Genomic DNA, 17,229 nt, shown 5'->3' on the forward strand with positions numbered 1-17,229 from the left:
CTGCTTTGATCTCTCTTTCCTATTTGATTTCTGGCTGCGGATATTTTTTTACAATCCACGTTTTCATAAGAATGTAGTATACAATTCCTCCTATCACCAGACCTACAAAGAAAACATAGTCCCAGAAAGGAATGCTGACTACCAGCCCTATGATGTTCGCAATCACGCCTGCCGGATTGATATTATTCCAGTACTTATATTGACCCCCAAAATGATAGAGCTCTTCCACATTCAACTGGCGTTTTCTCAGAATGTAGTAATCGACGATCAATATCCCGGAAATGGGCGCTAACAGATAGCCGATCGCCGTAATGACGGTAAGGATATTGCCGCCTACGGCCCATGGCCGGATTACCAGCCCCAATGTGCCGGCGATCAGAACGCCCAGGGCAAAATTGATTTTTTTCGGCACCAGGGACATGAACGCATATGCCGCGGGATAGAGGTTGCCTGTATCATTGGTAGCCCAGGTAGCCAGCAGCACAAAGATTAGACAGATAACCAGCATAATTTCATTCTGTGGTCCGATTACTTTGACCATAATGGAAATTGGGTTCCATTCGCCGGTCAATGCGACGCCAATAGCCCCGATCGTTCCAAAGAACGCAGATACCGGAACCAGGCCGACCCACTGAGCGATCATATACTTTTTGGTGGACTTCCAGAAATCTTTTGTGTCCTCTTCCTCTACCTTGCATTCTCTGGTGATGTCTGAGATGCTCAGCGCCATTGTGATCCATCCGCCGATGTAGACTAAGATCGCGCTGACCCATGTATACGAGCCTTCACCAGTACCGGTCATCTGAAATACGCTTCCGATTGTTACGTGGTTTTTTGTCAGCAATGCGTAAAGCATGTAGATCATGACCGCCAGCAGCAGCGGGCTGGCTAAGTTACTGAGCCGCGATACTGCGGATATTCCGAAGCAAGTATGAATGATCTGTATAGCCCCCATCAAAAGGATAAAGAGCGTTATGTTGGAAAATCCCCATACAGTGCTGGTCAGAGCGTTGATCGCTTCCGCCCCTACCCAGGTCTGATAGCCGAACCAGAACAAGCCGGGGATCCCCCTGAAAAAGGTGGGAAAAATCGACCCCAGATAGCCAAAGCTGGGCCGCAGGGAAACGGAAAACGGTATTCCGTATTTAATGCCCATATCCTGCGTAAACCACATCAGTACACATAGCAAGGTATGAGCAATGATTAAAATGACAAAGATTTCCCCAACGGTTAATGAATCAAATAAGTCCGCAGATTCAATAAATAATACGAGGGAAACGGCCATGGCAAACCAGATGGCAATCATACGGAAGGGTGTTACTTTTCTTTCTTTATACGGTCTGGGAGCAAAGTCTTTACCTCCTGCATGCTTCTCCGTAAATCGTTTTAAATTCATAGAATTCTCCTTTCCTGAAATTCTATCTGCATTAACGGTCAAGCGCTTTATTTACAAGGTTGCGGGGGATCTGACCCCGCAGTGCCCGGACAACCTCTTTTGCAGGTGTGGATTGCAGAATTTCCTGAGATTTTTTTGAATACCACCCAATATGCGGGGTAAGAACCACATTCTCCATGTCCAGCAGAGGGTTATCAGATGCTATCGGTTCTGTTTCCAACACGTCCAATGCCGCGCAGCCAATTTCTTTCTGCCTAAGCGCATTGATCAAATGGTCCTCGCAAATGAGCCCGCCCCTGGCCACGTTGATCAGCCCTGCGGTAGGTTTCATTATTTTAAAGGTATCTTTGTTGAACATATGATAAGTATCATCGGTCAGAGGCGCATGGAGGGAAATGTAGTCGGCTCCGCAGATCAATTCTTCAAAGGATTTTGGCCGGACTCCTGAATTTACCATGACCTCTGGCGGTACAAATTTATCGTATGCCCAGATCTCTTTGCATAAAGGTTTTACTTTTTCAATGTAAGCTTGGGCGATTTTCCCAAATCCGATTACACCCACGATTTGTTCCTTTAACCCTGAAAAGGGGAGTCCGCATTGGTAGCCCCATTTCCCTTCCCGGGTCCAGCGGTCAAAGCGGCCGGTCTTCTGAACAAGCTCCAAAAGCAGCGCCAGCGCATGGGTCGAAACCTCCTGACTGCAATAATCATTTACATTTGTTACGAAAATTCCTCTGTCCGTAGCCGCCTTTATATCAATTCCATCGTATCCGGTCGCATATCGGGCGATGATTTTGCATTTGTCCAGCTGGCCGATTACCTCTTTCGTTATCTTGGCGTACTGGACGATCATTGCATCGCAGTCTTTCGCCACCCGAATAATATCTTCTGCGTCTTTGACCTGATAATCATAAAGGTCGGCGTCAATTTCCTTGAGAATTCTCCGCTCGTGATCGATTGTTTCATATTCTCTGTCTGTAATTACAACTTTATACGTTCCCATATTTTCCTACTTTCTTCCAAACTCTTTTTCCAGCCGCAAAAGCATTTCTTCAATGTCTTCCCGGCCCGCGCAGAAGGAGATCCGCAGAAAACCTTCCCCGTCTTTTCCAAAGCTGCTGCCAGGAGCCATTGTAATCCTTGTTCGATCGAGAATCATCATTGCCGCAGACAGGGAATCCATCCCCATTTCTTCGATATTGGCAAAGACGTAAAAGGCTCCCTGTGGCTTTATACAGGAAAAGCCGGCAATATGGTTCAGCCCTTCGGTCAGTAAATTTCTGCACGTTTCGTATGCTGCTTTCATTGTTTTTATTTCGTCCTGCGGACCTGTCAGAGCAGCGACCGCTCCCTGCTGGGCAGCTGCGTTTACGCAGGAGGAAACGCTTTCCTGAAATTTTGTCATTCCCCGAATTACTTCTTCCGGTCCGGACGCATATCCTACCCGCCAGCCGGTCATGCAGTACGTCTTTGAAAAACTGTTGATGGTTACCGTCCGCGCCGCCATTTTGGGCAGGCTGGCAAAGCTCACATGTTTCTGTTCATCGTAGATAAACTTTTCGTAGGGTTCATCCGCTAAAACTGCCAGATCGTATTTTTCTGCGATTTTAGCTATTTCGTACAGTTCCGATTCTGGAATAACGGTTCCCGTGGGATTTGCAGGCGTGTTGAGGATCAAAACTCTGCTTTTCTCCGTAAGGGCCTCTTCAATAGCCTGTGCCCTGGGGCAAAATCGATCCTCTTCTTTCGTTTTAACGGTCACATTATTGAGACCTGCGATGCCCAGGTGTCCATAGTAATTGGTCCACCCCGGCGCCGGGATCAGCACATCATCACCTGGATCGGCCAGCGTCAGTAATGCTAAGAGAATTGCCTCACCGGCGCCTGTGGTACATATGATGTTTTTCTCCGGATCAACGTCCAGGTGGTTCTCTCGTTTCAGCTTGTCCGCAATCGCTTGTCTCAGCTTCAGGACCCCCGCATTATGGGTATACTTGGTGCATCCCTCTAAAAGGGCCTTGCGCGCGGCTTCTACAATATGCTCCGGTGTCTGAAACCCCGGCTCGCCAATACAAAAATTGAGCACATTTTCGTATTTGACCGCTGCGTTATACATGAGGCGAATTCCCGATGAGGGCGTATTCAACGCTTTTTTACTAATCATAACTACCTTCCCATCCAGCCGCCGTCTACGGTCAGGATTGTTCCATTCACATAATCAGATGCCTTTGATGCCAGAAAGATCAGTGCTCCGGAAAGATCGCCGGGCGTCCCATACCTTCCTGCTGGAACCCGTTCTAAAATTTGCCCGTTTCGAACGGGATCCGCTTTTATTGCTGCGATATTGTCCGTATCCATGTATCCTGGCGCAATGGCATTTACATTGATGCCTCTTTGTGCCCACTCGTTGGACAAAGCTTTGGTAAGCTGCGCGATACCACCCTTGCTGGCCGCATAGGCGGGGACTGTATAGCCGCCGGAAAAACTCAGCAAAGATGCTGTGTTAATGATTTTTCCCCTTCCTTTTTTCAGCATCTCCTTTCCAGCAAGCTGGCATAGAATAAAGGGTGCGGTGAGATTAACCATGAGAATTCGATCCCAATCCCTCAGCGGGAAATCCTCGCTTTTATGGCGAATCTGCATCCCTGCGTTATTTACTAAAATATCCACTGATCCCATATGGTCTATGGCCTGGTAAAATGCTCTTTCTACCGCATCCGCATTCTGAAAATCCGCCTTAACCGCATAGACCTTTCCATCCTTTCCGGACAGTTCTTCAGCAGCGCTGAAAATACGGTCGTTGGTTCCCGTTATGGTTACTTGGGCCCCGGCTTGATACAGTGTCTTTGCCATTTCCCTGCCCAGTCCCCGGCTTCCTCCGGTGACGATTGCCTTTTTTTCTCTTATATCAAACAACTCATTCATTCCTGATCATGCTCCTTTTCCACGTTCACCATTGCCTCTAAAATCAAATCGGGCGTAACTTTAAAGGGCATATGTTTTACCAGCGGGCTTGCCTCGCAGACTGCCTGGGAAATTTCCTTTAGCAGCGTCTCGTCTTTTGCGTCAATGCCCAGATCCTCCAGACATAGCGGCAGTTTGACCTTTTTATAAAAATTTACTGCTTCCTGCCATTCCTCTTTGGACGCCTTTTCCGCTTGCAGCTGCACCAGCGTCCCATATGCGACCCCCACTCCGTGGCTCACAGGGAATGGCACGAGAACTGCGCTCATTCCGTTATACACTCCGTGGGAAATGGCGCATCCATTGTTTTCAAACCCAACGCCGCTCAGGTATATGTTTGCTTCCACACAGTTTTCCAGAGCTTCGCAATATTGCTTTTTTCTCACTGCGTTCCAAGCGTCTTCACCATATTGGAGAAGAAGTTCTTTGCATAGCTTGGTCAGAGCAAAGGCAGTCTCCGTTCCCATGTTATCCTCACTATTGGTCGTTCCTGAGGCCCGGCAGGCTCTGGCTTCATAGTAAGTAGCGAACGCATCGCCGATTCCTGCTGCCAGTGACTTTTCAGATGCTTCCAAGATAATCTGCGTATCGACAAGCACCACATCCGGGTTTCGTTTCATTTTTTCTGCAGCTGCGAACCTGCCTTCTTCATCATAGACGACCGACATGGCGCTGCATGGTGCGTCTGACGCAGCAGATGTGGGAATGAGAATTAATGGACATTGCTGCATGTCCGCAGCTTTCTTGGCTGTATCCAGTACTTTTCCGCCGCCGGCCCCAATCAGACCGTGACTCTTATGTTCCTGTACTAACTTCCCGATGCGCTGGGCTTCCTCTGCTGTGGATTCTCCTCCGAAGCAAGCAAATCGGACGCGGCACGTTCCTTCTAAAGCAGTCTGGATGATCGGCTCCATAAAGTCCTTGGTAGATGGCCCCAACATAACGGTAAAGTCTGTGCCAAAGGGTTTTATGTACTTGGACAGATTCCTGAGGATATGCCGTCCCTGATAATATTTTCCTGGCGCTGTCAAACTTTTCATTTGCTATCTCCTTTCTGTTTTTTTAAATCTATCAGAATATTTTGCCTGCAACAATTCCTCCCGCAGCGGATTTTTCTTTTACCAAAAAAGAAAATAATCAGACAATGATGTCCGATTATTATCCTTTTTGATATTTTTTTAACCCCTAAGTATACCCTGGTTTATAGTTCGTCCAAATCCAGCTTGCTTGTTGACAACGGCAGGCACTGCAAAAGCTGTACCCGATTGCTCACATTCATTTTTCCGTAGATGCTTTGGAAATGTTTTTTCACCGTATGGATGCTCACATTCATTTTCTCTCCGATCTCCACATTGGTGTAGCCCTCTACGGCATAGCGGAAGATCTCACCTTCTCTTTCGGTCAGCTGATACTTTTTGCAGATTTTTTCGTGGTACCCCTTTGCGTAAAAGTATCTCGTATCGCCTTTCTTCGCTTCATAGGACAGCCTGTAAGCGAAATGTTTCTGCAGCTGATCCAGAACAAAAAGGTCTCTTTCGGAAAAATCCGCTTTTTCCCTTTTCCGATACAGTTTGATGATCCCTACCGGGTCTTCTTTAAACACGATGCAAAGGCCCGCGGCATGATAAAAATTGTTTGGAATATAAAAGTTCTTGTAAACCCTGGTCTCCTGTCTTTTTTCCTCAGAAATGAGGTCGGACTCGCGGAATGCTGTATTTTTCCCGCTGTAGACGATCCATCTCGTCAGATCGGATTCCAAAGTTTCTTCCTTCCAGATCTTCAGATATTTTGCCTCCAGCCCATTTCCAAAGGTATTTTGCAGCTGGTAAGTTCCCTTATTGCTTTCAATCAAGGAAAATACCGCCCCGTCATATTCGATTAGAAATTTCATCCACGATAAAATCTTCTCCTGCATCTCATCCAGAGAATAGATATATGAGATGTTATAAGCAACTTCGTTCAGCAGCATCCATTCATTTTCTTCCAAATAAGCCATCTGCTTCCTCCTCCCGTAAAGAATAAAAGGAGCCCCTGCCCGTGTTTTAAGGGGCGGAGGCCTGATATTTCAGTTACAATCCATATTTCTGAAGCTTTCGAACTACCGTTGACTGATTCACTTTCAGTTTGTCGGCAATCTCTCTGGTGGTATTGCACGTTTCCTTTGCTCTCTGGAACATGAGCTTTTCCAGGGCCTCGGTTGCTTCGTTCAACGACAGATTCTCGCTGCTTTCCAGCACAGTCCCAACCATTTTCTGAGAAGGGCTGCGCATTTCCTGTGTAACCCAGGGCAAATCCTCCGTCTGCAAGTAATCGTTGTTACTGACGATGACCATATTTTCAATCACATTCTTCAGCTGGCGCACATTGCCCACCCACGGGTATTTTTCCAGTTCTTTGGTCACCTCGTAGGTCAACAGCTTTTCCTGATTATAAAGCTCATTGTAGCGGTGAAGGAACAGGGATGCCAGAGGCATGATATCATCGACCCGTTTGCGAAGAGGCGGAACATCGATCTGAACCACGTTAAGCCTGTAATAAAGATCCTCCCGGAAGGTTCCTTCCTCAACCATCAGGGCCAAATCCCGGTTGGTGGCAGCGATAATTCTCACATCAATATTCCTGGCTTCCAGAGCTCCCACACGGCGCACTTCCTTTGATTCCAGGAAACGAAGCAGCTTTACCTGGAAATCCAGCGGAGTTTCTCCAATTTCGTCTAAAAAGACCGTGCCGCCGTCCGCTGCTTCCAGCAGGCCCTCTTTGCCGGACTGCATGGCCCCGGTAAAGGCGCCTTTTTCGTAGCCGAACAACTCCGACTCCAGCAGATTGGCCGGGATTGCCCCGCAGTTTAAAACAATAAAGGGTTTTTCACTGCGCAAGCTATTATTGTGTATATATTTTGCCACTTCCTCTTTTCCGACTCCAGACTCTCCAAGAATCAGCACAGTCGCGTGAAAATTAGCGACCTTTTCTGCCAGTGAAAGAACGCTGCGCATTTCCTGGCTGGCGGCCAGTATTGGGTTCTTTCCTTTGTTCTCCATATACCCTGCCAGCTCCGAATAGTTTTCCAGATACATTTTTCCCATTTCCCGGGAGCGCTGCAGTTCTTCGGTCAATTCATAGATTTCTGTAATGTCTCTGGCATTGATGACGATTTTTTTAATATCCCCTTTTTTATTGAACACGGGACGTCCGGTGACGATAATGTGGCGGCCCGATTTTACCGTCTGCCTCTTGGACACCGGCTGTTTTTGTTCCGCCACAATATAAGCCACAGAATTGGGCATCCACACCGGATTGATCAGATCCTTCATGGTCTTGCCTTCCATGTCCTTTTTCTTAATCTCCGCTACCCGTTCATAAGAGCTGTTGACGTAGAGAATCTTTCCATCGGCGTCTGTTACCAAAATTCCATCAAAAGATCCTTCGAGAATTTCCTCCAGTTCACGGGTCATTTCCTTTTGGTAGGAAAGCTCGGACCGGAGAAGTTTATTCTCATAAATGTCCAGAATTAAATATACCGTATCCTTCTGTCCATTATCCGCATCCATTTGAAAGGGCAGCACATAATAATATTTATCATTAATATCAATTTTAAAGATCCGTTCATCCAGCTTATCCATAATTTTAAACTCGGGAATGACATCTTCCAGTTTTTTATTAATTGCAGAGTCGCTGTCGATCCCCCAAAAGACTTCCACGGATCGATTCATCAATTTTATTCTGTTTTTCTGATCCGTTACAATGATTCCATTGGGGCTGCTGCTGATGATATCTTTAAAAAGTCTTTGATCCTTTGAGTCCGGCATATGTATACACCTCTTTTCGCGTGATTGTCCTCACCAATTATACCATACCCGCCGCATTTTTAGACAAAAATTCAGAGTTTACACAATTTTCCGGCTTGCTTCCCGTCAAAACCCGCGCCACCTCTTTTGCCACTGCCGATTGGAGTCTTTCCTGTGCCGCCTGAGAGTACCAGGCAATATGGGGCGTTAAAATTACATTATCGAAAGTAAGCAAAGGGTTATCTCTGTTTGGAGGCTCCTTTTCCATAACATCGAGAGCAGTGCCCGCGATTTGTCCTTCCCGCAGCGCCCGGAAAAGATCCTCTTCACACACCAGCGATCCTCTGGCCACATTGATCAGGCACGCTTCCTTCTTCATTTTTTCAAAGGTACTCTTGTTGAACATGTGGTAATTCTCTTTTGTAAGAGGCGCATGGAGAGAAATGAAATCCGCATTGGCAAGGATCGCTTCTCTGCTTTTGAGAACAAGCCCTTCTTTTTTCAACTCTTCAGCCGATGCATGCTTGCTGTCAATCCATATTTGATCGCACAAAGGCTTGAGTTTTCTGGCGCAGGCCCTGGCGATCTTTCCGTATCCGATCAGCCCCACCACCTTTTCTTTCAAGCCGGCACAGGGAAGTCCTTTACGGTAGTTCCACTGGCCCTCTTTGATCCATCGGCTGTACTTAGCCGTTTTCTGGCTCAGCTCCAAAATCAGGGCCAGCGCATGGGTAGATACTTCTTCGGTACAGTAGTCCCTCACATTGGTGACATAGATTCCCCGTTCACCCGCCGCCTTTAAATCGATTCCATCTACTCCTGTTGCGTAGCGGGCTATAATCTTGCACCGCTTCAGCCCGCTGATTAAAGATGCGGGCACTTTGGCATATTGGACAATCAGTGCGTCACAGTCAGCAGCGACCTTGAGAATATCCGCTTCATCCTTATACTGGTAGTCGAATACCTCTGCCCCCGCTGCTTGTAAAATTCGTTTTTCCTGGTCGATTTGTTCGTATTCTCGATCTGTAATCACAACTTTGAACGGTCTCATTATCATTTCTCCTCTTTCTTACAATTCCATATCCCTCAGCTGTCTGAGCGCGGTAAAGATCTTTTCCTGGGTTACTTCAAAGGGCATATTATGTGCTTTGGAATCCGGCGCTACAGAAGCCTTTGCGATTTTATCCAGTAAAAGATCATCCGCATCAGTAATTCCAATGTGCTGAAAAGACAGGGGCAGCCCCACTTTTCGATAAAAGGTTACCGCCTGGTTCCATTCGGCCTGGTTCCATCGTCCGCTTTCGTTATATTCCATAATCAGCTGAGTCAGCGTGCCCAGGGCGACGCCCTCTCCATGGAGCGCCGCAAAGGGCTTAACAACCGCCGTCATTCCGTTTTGGACGGCATGAGCCGCGGCGCATCCGTTGTTTTCAAATCCGATGCCGCTAAGAAAAATATTGGCTTCCACCACATTTTCCACGGCCTGGGTATCCCGCTTAGCCTCCACATCCCGTTTGGCCTGATATCCATATTTCAACAACAGGTCCCGGCAAAGCTCCGCCAGGGTCAGGGAAGTATGCATGCGAATGCCCCCTGTGTAATTCTGGACTCCCGCTCTTTCGCAGGCCCTTGCTTCATAGTAGGTAGCAAAAGCATCACCCATTCCGGAAATCAGAAGGCGCACCGGAGCCTTGGAAATTATTTCTGTATCCACCAGGACCACCTGCGGCCCGCTCTTAAGCTTCTGTACTTTGTGAAAAGCGCCTTCCTCGCTGTACAATACGGCCATGCTGCTGCAAGGCGCATCCGTAGCGGCCGACGTAGGCGCTATGACAACTGGAAGCCCGCAAGTATCTCCAACCAGCTTTGCCGCATCAATCGCTTTGCCGCCGCCTACGCCGATTATACCGCTGCAGTTTTCCTCATGGATAAGCGCCGTCAATCTGGCTACTTCCCCTAAAGTCGTTTCCCCGTTGAAGTGGATAAACACACACGAATTTCCTGCGTCTCGAAAGCCTTCTTCAATTCGTTCTTCAACGAGTTCTTTGACCAGACGGTCCGCTATGATCGCAAAACGCCTGCCTAAATGGGACACATACCGATAGCTTTGGGATAGCAATGCGCTTCCCTGATAATATCTTGCAGGGGCTGTTAAACTTTTCGCCATGTTACATCCCTTTCCTTCTTTGCTTTTGATGCAGCATCGCATCAAGCTCCATAGCCGCATCACCTATTTGTGCATCAAGCACTTATTTTTTCCCAATGTTTTTGAGGGAGAATCGCGCCGGCGCCTGCAGGTATGAAGCAGGTCCGGCGCTGTACATTTACATCGAAACCCTGTTCTATCATAATCAGAACGCTGTTTCTCGATTATATAAAAAGCAAATTCTATGCCAACTACTGTCTTTTGGCATAGCCCTTGCTTAATTATGTTCTTAAAGAAATTGAGCAACCCGTTTTGAAAGGAAGGACACGTTTATGAAATGCATGAAATTATACCCAAACGATACCGTCGCACTTGCTACGCAAGAATTAAAAAAGGGAGATACGGTCGAGATCAACAATGAAACCATTGTGCTTCTGGATGATATTCCAAACGCCCACAAGATTGCCTTACAAGACTTTGCCGCAGGCGAAGGCATCCGCAAGTACGATAACATCATCGGATACGCTTCCCGCCCTATTAAAAAAGGGGAATGGGTCCACGAGCATAACGAAGCGACCGGGCTGGGAAAATCAAAGGAATACACCTATGACTTTGATCCCCAGACCACGATTATGCCTGGAAGTTCTGATGAAACATTTATGGGCTATCTGAGAAGAGACGGCAGTGCTGGAATCCGCAATTATCTTGCTGTAATTCCAACCGTCTTTTGTGCCAATGGACCTTTAGAGCATCTGTCCGAGATAGCAAAGGAAAAGTATCCCATGACCGATAATTTTGACGGCATCTTTCCCCTCACCCACCCTTACGGCTGTAGTCAGACCGGCTATGATCTGGAATTAACCTGCAAAATCCTTTCCGGCGTGATTCAAAACGCTAATTTCGGTGCTGTGCTCATCGTCAGCTTAGGCTGTGAAATCACTGATCCTGTGGAGTTAAAAAAATATATGGGCGATTACGATGAGAGCCGGATTAAAATTCTTTCTCTGCAAAATTGTGAGGATGAGTTCGAAACCGGAATGGCGCTCATCGACGAGCTGATGGAAAACGTCCTAAGTGACCGCCGTCAGCCTCTTACCTTTGACAAATTGCACATCGCTATGAACTGCGGCGGCTCCGACGGATATTCGGGTATTACCGCCAACACCCTCCTTGGAACGCTGTGCGATACGATGGTAAAAAAGGGAGCTACGATGAATATGACCGAGGTTCCTGAAATGATGGGGGCCGAACATCTGCTGATGAATCGCGCCATAAACGAGGATGTGTTCCACGATATCGTCGACTTGATTCACAACTATGAAGACTACTTCGCCAAATATGGAGAAAAAGCCAGCGATAATCCCACCCAGGGAAACAAGGCCGGCGGACTCACTACGCTGGAAGAAAAGTCTCTGGGGTGCACACAAAAAGGTGGACATTGCGCAGTTACGGAAGTTCTCAAATACGGAGACCGGGCTACGAAAAACGGGTTTATTCTCGTCAGCGGCCCGGGCAACGATCTTGTCTGCGTAACTGGCCAAATTGCCAGCGGCGCGGTTTTGACCATTTTCACCACCGGACGGGGTACTCCATGTGGGTTTGCTGGACCCACTTTCCGGCTGTCTTCCAATACAGCTCTGGCTAAAAAGAAACCCCACTGGATCGACTACGATGCCGGCCGTCTCCTGTCAGCATCTACTTCTGAGGCTGTAGATGCACTCAACCAGGAGCTGTACGATGCGATTATGTCCACAGTAAACGGAGACTATCGGACCTGCAATGAAAAGAACGGCTATTATCAAATGGGCATCTTGCGGGATGGTGTAACGTTATAAAGGGTCAGGCCTCTATTCTGGAGCATGAAAGGGTTCCGATTAAATCGATAACAAACCATGCAGGAAAAAACACCTGTCGAACCCGATCGGCAAGTGTTTTTTCTAGTGTAAATCATGGAAAGAATTTATTCCAGAACTCTTGCGAGTCCATAGAATGCTTGTTATAGCGGCGCGGGGGCAGCGGCCGACGCCGGACAAAAGGTCAATATACATGTGGTTGAGGCAAACTGCTGCCCTATCTATGTTCTAAGTTTAGACGACACGGAATTGTAAAGGTTCTCCCTTGATATGCGCCGCCGCATTCTGTGCGCATATGACACTTACCGCGCCGATTGCTTCTTGTGAATACATTCCTATATGGGGCGTTATCAGCACATGATCCAGCCCGGCGAGCGGGTTATCCGTTCTCAGAGGTTCTTCTTCCAGCACATCCAGCGCTGCTCCCGCCAATTTTTTCGTGGATAGGGCCGCTGCCAGAGCCTGTTCATCCACGATACCGCCTCTGGAGGTATTGATGATAAAGGCTCCCTTTTGCATCTTGCCCATGGCTTCTGCTGAAAGGAGGTGATACGTCTCTTTCGTTAAAGGAAGATGAGCGGAAAGAATCTGGCTTTCTGTCAGAACCTGTTCCCGATCAGTCAGGGTTACAAATCCATTATACTTGTCGGGAAGTTGTTCCAGGTAGGGGTCATAGGCCAGAATCTTCATGGAAAATCCCCTCGCCCGGTCGGCCACCTTTCTGGCAATAGCGCCGAAGCCTAAGAGACCCAGAGTTTTGGAAAACACATCACATCCGGTAACGGTTTTCCACGCCCCCCTGCGAACCATACGATCCGCATAAGAAATCTTTCTCGACAAGTCCAGGATCAGACCCATTGTCAAATCCGCTACAGCATCAGCATTGGTCCCCGGCACATTGCACACTTTTATTCCGGCTGCTTTCGCATCTTCTATGGGTATGTTATCCAGTCCGGTCCCATGCTTTAGGATCAGTTCCAAGTTTGTACACATATTCAGCACTGAAGCGGGGAAATCATGTCCGCCGATTACAAGAACCTGGCAGTCGCAGACTCGGTTTTTAAATTCCTGCAAACAAAAATTTTGATTGTAAAAATTCACCTCATAGCCGGATTTCTTCAAAATCTGCAAGGGCTCTTCGCTGACCTGCCCGAAGGATCTGGAGGTAATCAAAAGTTTCTTTTTCATGCGCTTCTCCTCGATTCAATAATTTTTTCAAGGCCCTTAACAGAGAACGGCCTTTGGTCCTGTTCACAAAGCCAATGTATTTTGGAAACAAGGCTGCTTTCCGCGAAGAGGCAGTCGTAAAGCTGATGCATAAACGCGTTTCCAATTAAAATTATGTTTTTACAGTCCGGCCAAACATTGGCGCAATAGTATTCGATCGATTGGCGTATTCCTCCGTTTATGACGCCTTCGGCAAAGGAAAACCGCTCTTCCGGAGTACCCTGATTGAATATGCGCATGGCATGAGCGATATAGATCGCGCGATTAAAGCCAAAGTTCTTCAAACAGGTATACCCTTTTTTAACCATTTCTTCAACCAACCGGGTTTCTTCCGCAAGAATCGGCGATAAAATAGTCTCTTCTTTAAGGGCATGGAAGAGCTCTCCCGTAAAATTAGAAAGGATTCCTTTTATCATGTTTTGCTTTACATAAGCTACATGGGTGTGGGATCCGGGCAAGATGATCGCCGAACCGCCTGAAAGTCCTTTTAGTTCTTCCAGAGCGCCGATGATCTGGATTTCTTCACCTCGCATGTTATTGACAAACGTGAAGTCAAAGCTTTCGGTCCTCAATCCGGGTACGAGAATGATTTCCCGGTTAAAATACTGCTCTTCCCAGTAAGGGTAAAGGTCCCGGGAAAAGGTTTTTACATCAATCGGCACTTGGCAATGGGGAACCTCTTTCAACCCGTAGGGAGAGGTAACCATCCCCGATGCATAAATCTGGTCTACGTCCCCATCAGTAAGCCTGCAGGAATCCAGCAGTTCATCATATAGATCTTTCATCGCCCTTCGCAAAGCCAGGCTGCTGCCGGATATGGCCGAATCTTTTGATCCAATGGATTTTTTTCGCCAGTAAAGGAGCTGGCAGCGAGAATCTAAAAGATAGATTCTCGTATTGGATGTCCCTGAGTCAAAATACACGGTGAAAAATTTTTTTCTACTTTCCATAAGCTTAACCCGTCTGGCAATCTGTAAGTGCCGCTGTATATTTCCCGGCAATCCTGGTAATAACATTAAATTGTTTTTCCTCCACAAGGGCGGGACTGGCCAGTTTTCCGCCGCAGCCCACCCCTAATGCGCCGGCACGAATAAAGGAGGCACAGTTTTCCGTGCTGATCCCGCCCACAGCAAGCAGCGGAATCTGCTTGAGCGGTCCTCTCAGGGCCGTTATATAATCCGGACCTAAGATTCCCGCCGGAAAAACCTTAACCAAATCAGCTCCCCAGAAAGAGGCTGCGGCTACTTCTGTAGGCGTCATGGCCCCTGGAATTGAAAGTTTATCCATTTTTTTCGTTCTTCGGATTACGTCCGCATCCACATTGGGAGAAATGATATATTCCGCCCCGGCTTTTACTGCCAGCTCCACCTGGTTTCCTGACATGACAGTTCCCGCTCCAACAAAGAGTTTTTCATCAAATTGGGTTCGGATTCGTTCTATGGCGGCCAGATTATCTTTCAGATCAGCTGCCGCTTGATCGAACGTTACCTCTATGCAGGTAATCCCACCCTGATACAGCGCTTGTGCCAGATCCGTAATTTGATGGGAGGAAATTCCTCTAACAATCGCGATAATCCTGCTGTTTTTGATCTCCTGTAATATTTGTTCTTTCATAGTTTGTTCACCTCATTACCGCAACAATCTTGCCAGCCACATGGCGATCCTTCAACTGCCTTAGTCCCTCGGGAATATCCTGCATTCCGATTGTTTGGACAGCTGGCAATTTAATTTGGGACTCCAGCAGCATCTGGGCATAGCGATCTCCAATTTCCGCCAGTTTTCGTTGAGCTCGATCATCGCCGTTAAGATGCGCTCCTCCCAAGGCCACCTCATGAATAGACAGCCCCTTTTCATAAAAGCGCAGTCTGGTAAAATCCGGGTGCTCTACCACGGCAACTAATTCACCGCTGAATGCCAGCAAATCAATGTCTTTTGTAGCCGTTTGGCTATCAACTGTATTTACAACATAGTCCACGCCCCGTCCATGGGTCAGTTCTTCAATTCGTTTTCGTATATCTTCTGTTTGATAATGAATAATTTCATCAGCGCCCAGTCCTTTCACGTATTGGTCATTCTTCGGGGAACAAGTGGTAAAGACTTTAGCCCCCAGATGTTTTGCCAGTTGAATTCCATAGCCTCCCACACCCCCGGCGCCTCCGTGTATTAATATGGTTTTGCTTTGATCCAATTTAAGCTTTTCCACAACCGCCTGATATGCCGTGTATCCAGAGCAGGGCAATGCAGCTGCCGATGTGAAATCAACTTCCTCTGGCAGTTTGCTTGCCGTATGAGCCGTAGTACAGGCATACTCGGCAAAACCGCCGTTGCATTCGGCCAGACTTCCATGGTAAAAAACTCGATCTCCCTCCTTAAATCCTGCCGCCTGGCTCCCCACTGCATCTACAATACCCGCAACGTCAAGCCCTAGAACGGGAGGCTGCTTCCATTGAACATCGCCCCACCCCTCCGCTAGTTTATAATCGACCGGGTTAAGCCCGGCGGCCATAACACGAACTCTGATTTCTTGAGCTGTCGGCTGGGGAATTTCCCGTTTCTCTGTATATAGGAGATTTTTTAAATCCCCGGTCTTTGTAAGTACGATTGCTTTCATGGCTCACCATCCTATTTTAAATTTATCCTGATCTGCACATAGAGGCAGCATATTTTCCGATACCTGTATCTTTACCAAATGCAGGGTATCCTGAATCTTTACTACCCTGGCATGATTGACATCAATGCCGCTGCAGGTCTGAATCGCTGCCCGCAGCCCTTCTTCTTCATCTTTTACAATAATGGGCATTCGCCCTGCTTCTGGATTTCCCGAAGCAATACAGTTGGTATAGGTTGAGGAAAGTTCTACCATCCCCTGAGCGTCTTTGGTTATAAAGTCGGCGACACCGCAGCCAGTGGCATTGTTATGGGTCCCCTCCGATAACCCTAGAACCAAAATTCGTTTAATCCGGGGGCCGTCAAAATTTTCGATTTTACCCACCGATCTGCGGCCTGTAATATTGGGATCCATCCCGGCGCCGGTGATATCTTTGCCGATTTGTTCAACCACTAGCACATCAATTTCATCAAATTGCAGCCTGGGCATCAAACTTTTACTGATCGATAGCAGCTGAGGCTCACGCTTGAGTATGTCATCTCCCGGCACTGCTTCAACTAGATAGGTTTCTTCGTGGCCATTTTCAATAATGGCTACGCCGAAAGGAATCTTTAATTTTTCCAGCATGACTGCTGCTGTTTGGGGGATTAGCTCAGGAAATTGATCGAATCCTTCTTGGTGCAGTCTGGAACATCCATTATGTTTGCCGCCGCCTATGGCCAGCATTTTGCAAAGTCCGCTCTCAATGGGTCCGTCAAAATCCGTATGGACCTTCACTCTTCCCACAGGCACAATACCGTCGGCCTCGAAAGCTCTGCGATCTATATGTACGGGAACTCCCCCCGGAGTCCTGCCGATTATTTCCGTCTCCATTGAAGCGATGACAGGAACGTTCATCGTTCTTTCATCGATCCCATATCCTTCGAGAATTTTTTTCTGTTCTTCGGCGATCCCTCCTCCGTGGCTGCCCATAGCCGGTATGATGAAAGGCTCCGCCCCCAGCAGAATCAGGTTATCGATGGTTGTCTTAACAATTTCGGCTAAATTGGATATTCCCCGGCTTCCTACCAGGAGGGCAATGCACTGCCCCGGCCGGATTGCTGCTCGTATCTCATCTTTTTGAAACTCCCTGTTTACCCAAGCCGTAAGATCCTCCAGCTTCTGATTTGGAAACAGCTGGGTGACGGGATGCATTTTAGGAAGTTTGATCTCATATGCACTTTTTGGTAATATGGACATCATTTCACCTC

15 protein-coding genes are annotated in these 17,229 nt (G+C 47.6%); 1 reads left to right on the forward strand and 14 read right to left on the reverse strand.

Features of this window, described 5'->3' with window-relative positions:
• Window positions 1-19: 19 nt before the first annotated feature.
• The 9 genes from NIA71_RS13700 to NIA71_RS13740 all read right to left on the reverse strand — a co-directional run bounded on the left by NIA71_RS13700 (window position 20) and on the right by NIA71_RS13740 (window position 10,312).
• Window positions 20-1,396 carry a cytosine permease gene (locus NIA71_RS13700; RefSeq protein WP_148398211.1) on the reverse strand — a complete coding sequence of 459 codons (1,377 nt, stop codon included), beginning with the start codon at window positions 1,394-1,396 and terminating at the stop codon, window positions 20-22.
• 31 nt (window positions 1,397-1,427) lie between these two features.
• Complete coding sequence (locus tag NIA71_RS13705; RefSeq protein WP_148398210.1) at window positions 1,428-2,399, reverse strand: C-terminal binding protein; 972 nt, start codon at window positions 2,397-2,399, stop codon at window positions 1,428-1,430.
• A gap of 6 nt (window positions 2,400-2,405) precedes the next feature.
• Complete coding sequence (locus NIA71_RS13710; RefSeq protein ID WP_253020684.1) at window positions 2,406-3,560, reverse strand: pyridoxal phosphate-dependent aminotransferase; 1,155 nt, start codon at window positions 3,558-3,560, stop codon at window positions 2,406-2,408.
• Between the two features lie 2 nt (window positions 3,561-3,562).
• On the reverse strand, window positions 3,563-4,321 hold the full coding sequence (locus tag NIA71_RS13715; RefSeq protein WP_148398209.1) for an SDR family NAD(P)-dependent oxidoreductase: 759 nt from the start codon (window positions 4,319-4,321) through the stop codon (window positions 3,563-3,565).
• Window positions 4,318-5,400 (reverse strand): glycerol dehydrogenase, encoded by a 1,083-nt coding sequence (locus tag NIA71_RS13720; RefSeq protein WP_148398208.1) that lies wholly within the window; start codon window positions 5,398-5,400, stop codon window positions 4,318-4,320. The genes NIA71_RS13715 and NIA71_RS13720 overlap by 4 nt, the downstream gene beginning before the upstream one ends.
• Before the next feature lie 161 nt (window positions 5,401-5,561).
• A complete protein-coding gene (locus NIA71_RS13725) occupies window positions 5,562-6,356 on the reverse strand; it encodes a response regulator transcription factor (protein ID WP_148398207.1) in 795 nt (264 codons plus the stop codon).
• Window positions 6,357-6,429: 73 nt separating this feature from the next.
• On the reverse strand, window positions 6,430-8,166 hold the full coding sequence (locus NIA71_RS13730; RefSeq protein WP_148398206.1) for a sigma-54 interaction domain-containing protein: 1,737 nt from the start codon (window positions 8,164-8,166) through the stop codon (window positions 6,430-6,432).
• 37 nt (window positions 8,167-8,203) lie between these two features.
• On the reverse strand, window positions 8,204-9,196 hold the full coding sequence (locus tag NIA71_RS13735) for a C-terminal binding protein (protein ID WP_253020685.1): 993 nt from the start codon (window positions 9,194-9,196) through the stop codon (window positions 8,204-8,206).
• An 18-nt stretch (window positions 9,197-9,214) separates the two neighbouring features.
• On the reverse strand, window positions 9,215-10,312 hold the full coding sequence (locus tag NIA71_RS13740) for a glycerol dehydrogenase (RefSeq protein WP_253020686.1): 1,098 nt from the start codon (window positions 10,310-10,312) through the stop codon (window positions 9,215-9,217).
• Between the two features lie 311 nt (window positions 10,313-10,623).
• On the opposite strand from NIA71_RS13740, the gene NIA71_RS13745 reads away from it, so the two are divergent.
• Window positions 10,624-12,126 (forward strand): UxaA family hydrolase, encoded by a 1,503-nt coding sequence (locus NIA71_RS13745; protein WP_253020687.1) that lies wholly within the window; start codon window positions 10,624-10,626, stop codon window positions 12,124-12,126.
• 252 nt (window positions 12,127-12,378) lie between these two features.
• On the opposite strand, the gene NIA71_RS13750 is transcribed toward NIA71_RS13745, so the two are convergent.
• The 5 genes from NIA71_RS13750 to NIA71_RS13770 are packed head-to-tail and all read right to left on the reverse strand — an operon-like array spanning window position 12,379 to window position 17,221.
• Complete coding sequence (locus NIA71_RS13750; RefSeq protein ID WP_253020688.1) at window positions 12,379-13,332, reverse strand: phosphoglycerate dehydrogenase; 954 nt, start codon at window positions 13,330-13,332, stop codon at window positions 12,379-12,381.
• Window positions 13,329-14,321, reverse strand: a complete 993-nt coding sequence (locus tag NIA71_RS13755; RefSeq protein WP_253020689.1) for a 2-dehydro-3-deoxygalactonokinase — start codon at window positions 14,319-14,321, stop codon at window positions 13,329-13,331. The genes NIA71_RS13750 and NIA71_RS13755 overlap by 4 nt, the downstream gene beginning before the upstream one ends.
• A gap of 4 nt (window positions 14,322-14,325) precedes the next feature.
• Window positions 14,326-14,985, reverse strand: a complete 660-nt coding sequence (locus NIA71_RS13760) for a bifunctional 4-hydroxy-2-oxoglutarate aldolase/2-dehydro-3-deoxy-phosphogluconate aldolase (protein ID WP_253020690.1) — start codon at window positions 14,983-14,985, stop codon at window positions 14,326-14,328.
• Window positions 14,986-14,992: 7 nt separating this feature from the next.
• The gene (locus NIA71_RS13765; protein ID WP_253020691.1) at window positions 14,993-15,982 is read right to left on the reverse strand and encodes a zinc-binding dehydrogenase; all 990 of its coding nucleotides are present in this window, start codon (window positions 15,980-15,982) and stop codon (window positions 14,993-14,995) included.
• Window positions 15,983-15,985: 3 nt separating this feature from the next.
• Window positions 15,986-17,221, reverse strand: a complete 1,236-nt coding sequence (locus NIA71_RS13770) for a lactate racemase domain-containing protein (protein WP_253020692.1) — start codon at window positions 17,219-17,221, stop codon at window positions 15,986-15,988.
• Between the last annotated feature and the right edge of the window lie 8 nt (window positions 17,222-17,229).

The organism is Ihubacter massiliensis (assembly GCF_024125305.1).
Classification (GTDB): Bacteria; Bacillota; Clostridia; order Peptostreptococcales; family Anaerovoracaceae; genus Hominibacterium; species Hominibacterium faecale.

What these genes read in the sequence shown, in the direction of transcription:
- NIA71_RS13700 (WP_148398211.1), bottom strand. Translation starts at nt 1,396, where the DNA reads ATGAATTTAAAACGATTTACGGAGAAGCATGCAGGAGGTAAAGACTTT.
- NIA71_RS13705 (WP_148398210.1), bottom strand. Translation starts at nt 2,399, where the DNA reads ATGGGAACGTATAAAGTTGTAATTACAGACAGAGAATATGAAACAATC.
- NIA71_RS13710 (WP_253020684.1), bottom strand. Translation starts at nt 3,560, where the DNA reads ATGATTAGTAAAAAAGCGTTGAATACGCCCTCATCGGGAATTCGCCTC.
- NIA71_RS13715 (WP_148398209.1), bottom strand. Translation starts at nt 4,321, where the DNA reads ATGAATGAGTTGTTTGATATAAGAGAAAAAAAGGCAATCGTCACCGGA.
- NIA71_RS13720 (WP_148398208.1), bottom strand. Translation starts at nt 5,400, where the DNA reads ATGAAAAGTTTGACAGCGCCAGGAAAATATTATCAGGGACGGCATATC.
- NIA71_RS13725 (WP_148398207.1), bottom strand. Translation starts at nt 6,356, where the DNA reads ATGGCTTATTTGGAAGAAAATGAATGGATGCTGCTGAACGAAGTTGCT.
- NIA71_RS13730 (WP_148398206.1), bottom strand. Translation starts at nt 8,166, where the DNA reads ATGCCGGACTCAAAGGATCAAAGACTTTTTAAAGATATCATCAGCAGC.
- NIA71_RS13735 (WP_253020685.1), bottom strand. Translation starts at nt 9,196, where the DNA reads ATGAGACCGTTCAAAGTTGTGATTACAGATCGAGAATACGAACAAATC.
- NIA71_RS13740 (WP_253020686.1), bottom strand. Translation starts at nt 10,312, where the DNA reads ATGGCGAAAAGTTTAACAGCCCCTGCAAGATATTATCAGGGAAGCGCA.
- NIA71_RS13745 (WP_253020687.1), top strand. Translation starts at nt 10,624, where the DNA reads ATGAAATGCATGAAATTATACCCAAACGATACCGTCGCACTTGCTACG.
- NIA71_RS13750 (WP_253020688.1), bottom strand. Translation starts at nt 13,332, where the DNA reads ATGAAAAAGAAACTTTTGATTACCTCCAGATCCTTCGGGCAGGTCAGC.
- NIA71_RS13755 (WP_253020689.1), bottom strand. Translation starts at nt 14,321, where the DNA reads ATGGAAAGTAGAAAAAAATTTTTCACCGTGTATTTTGACTCAGGGACA.
- NIA71_RS13760 (WP_253020690.1), bottom strand. Translation starts at nt 14,985, where the DNA reads ATGAAAGAACAAATATTACAGGAGATCAAAAACAGCAGGATTATCGCG.
- NIA71_RS13765 (WP_253020691.1), bottom strand. Translation starts at nt 15,982, where the DNA reads ATGAAAGCAATCGTACTTACAAAGACCGGGGATTTAAAAAATCTCCTA.
- NIA71_RS13770 (WP_253020692.1), bottom strand. Translation starts at nt 17,221, where the DNA reads ATGATGTCCATATTACCAAAAAGTGCATATGAGATCAAACTTCCTAAA.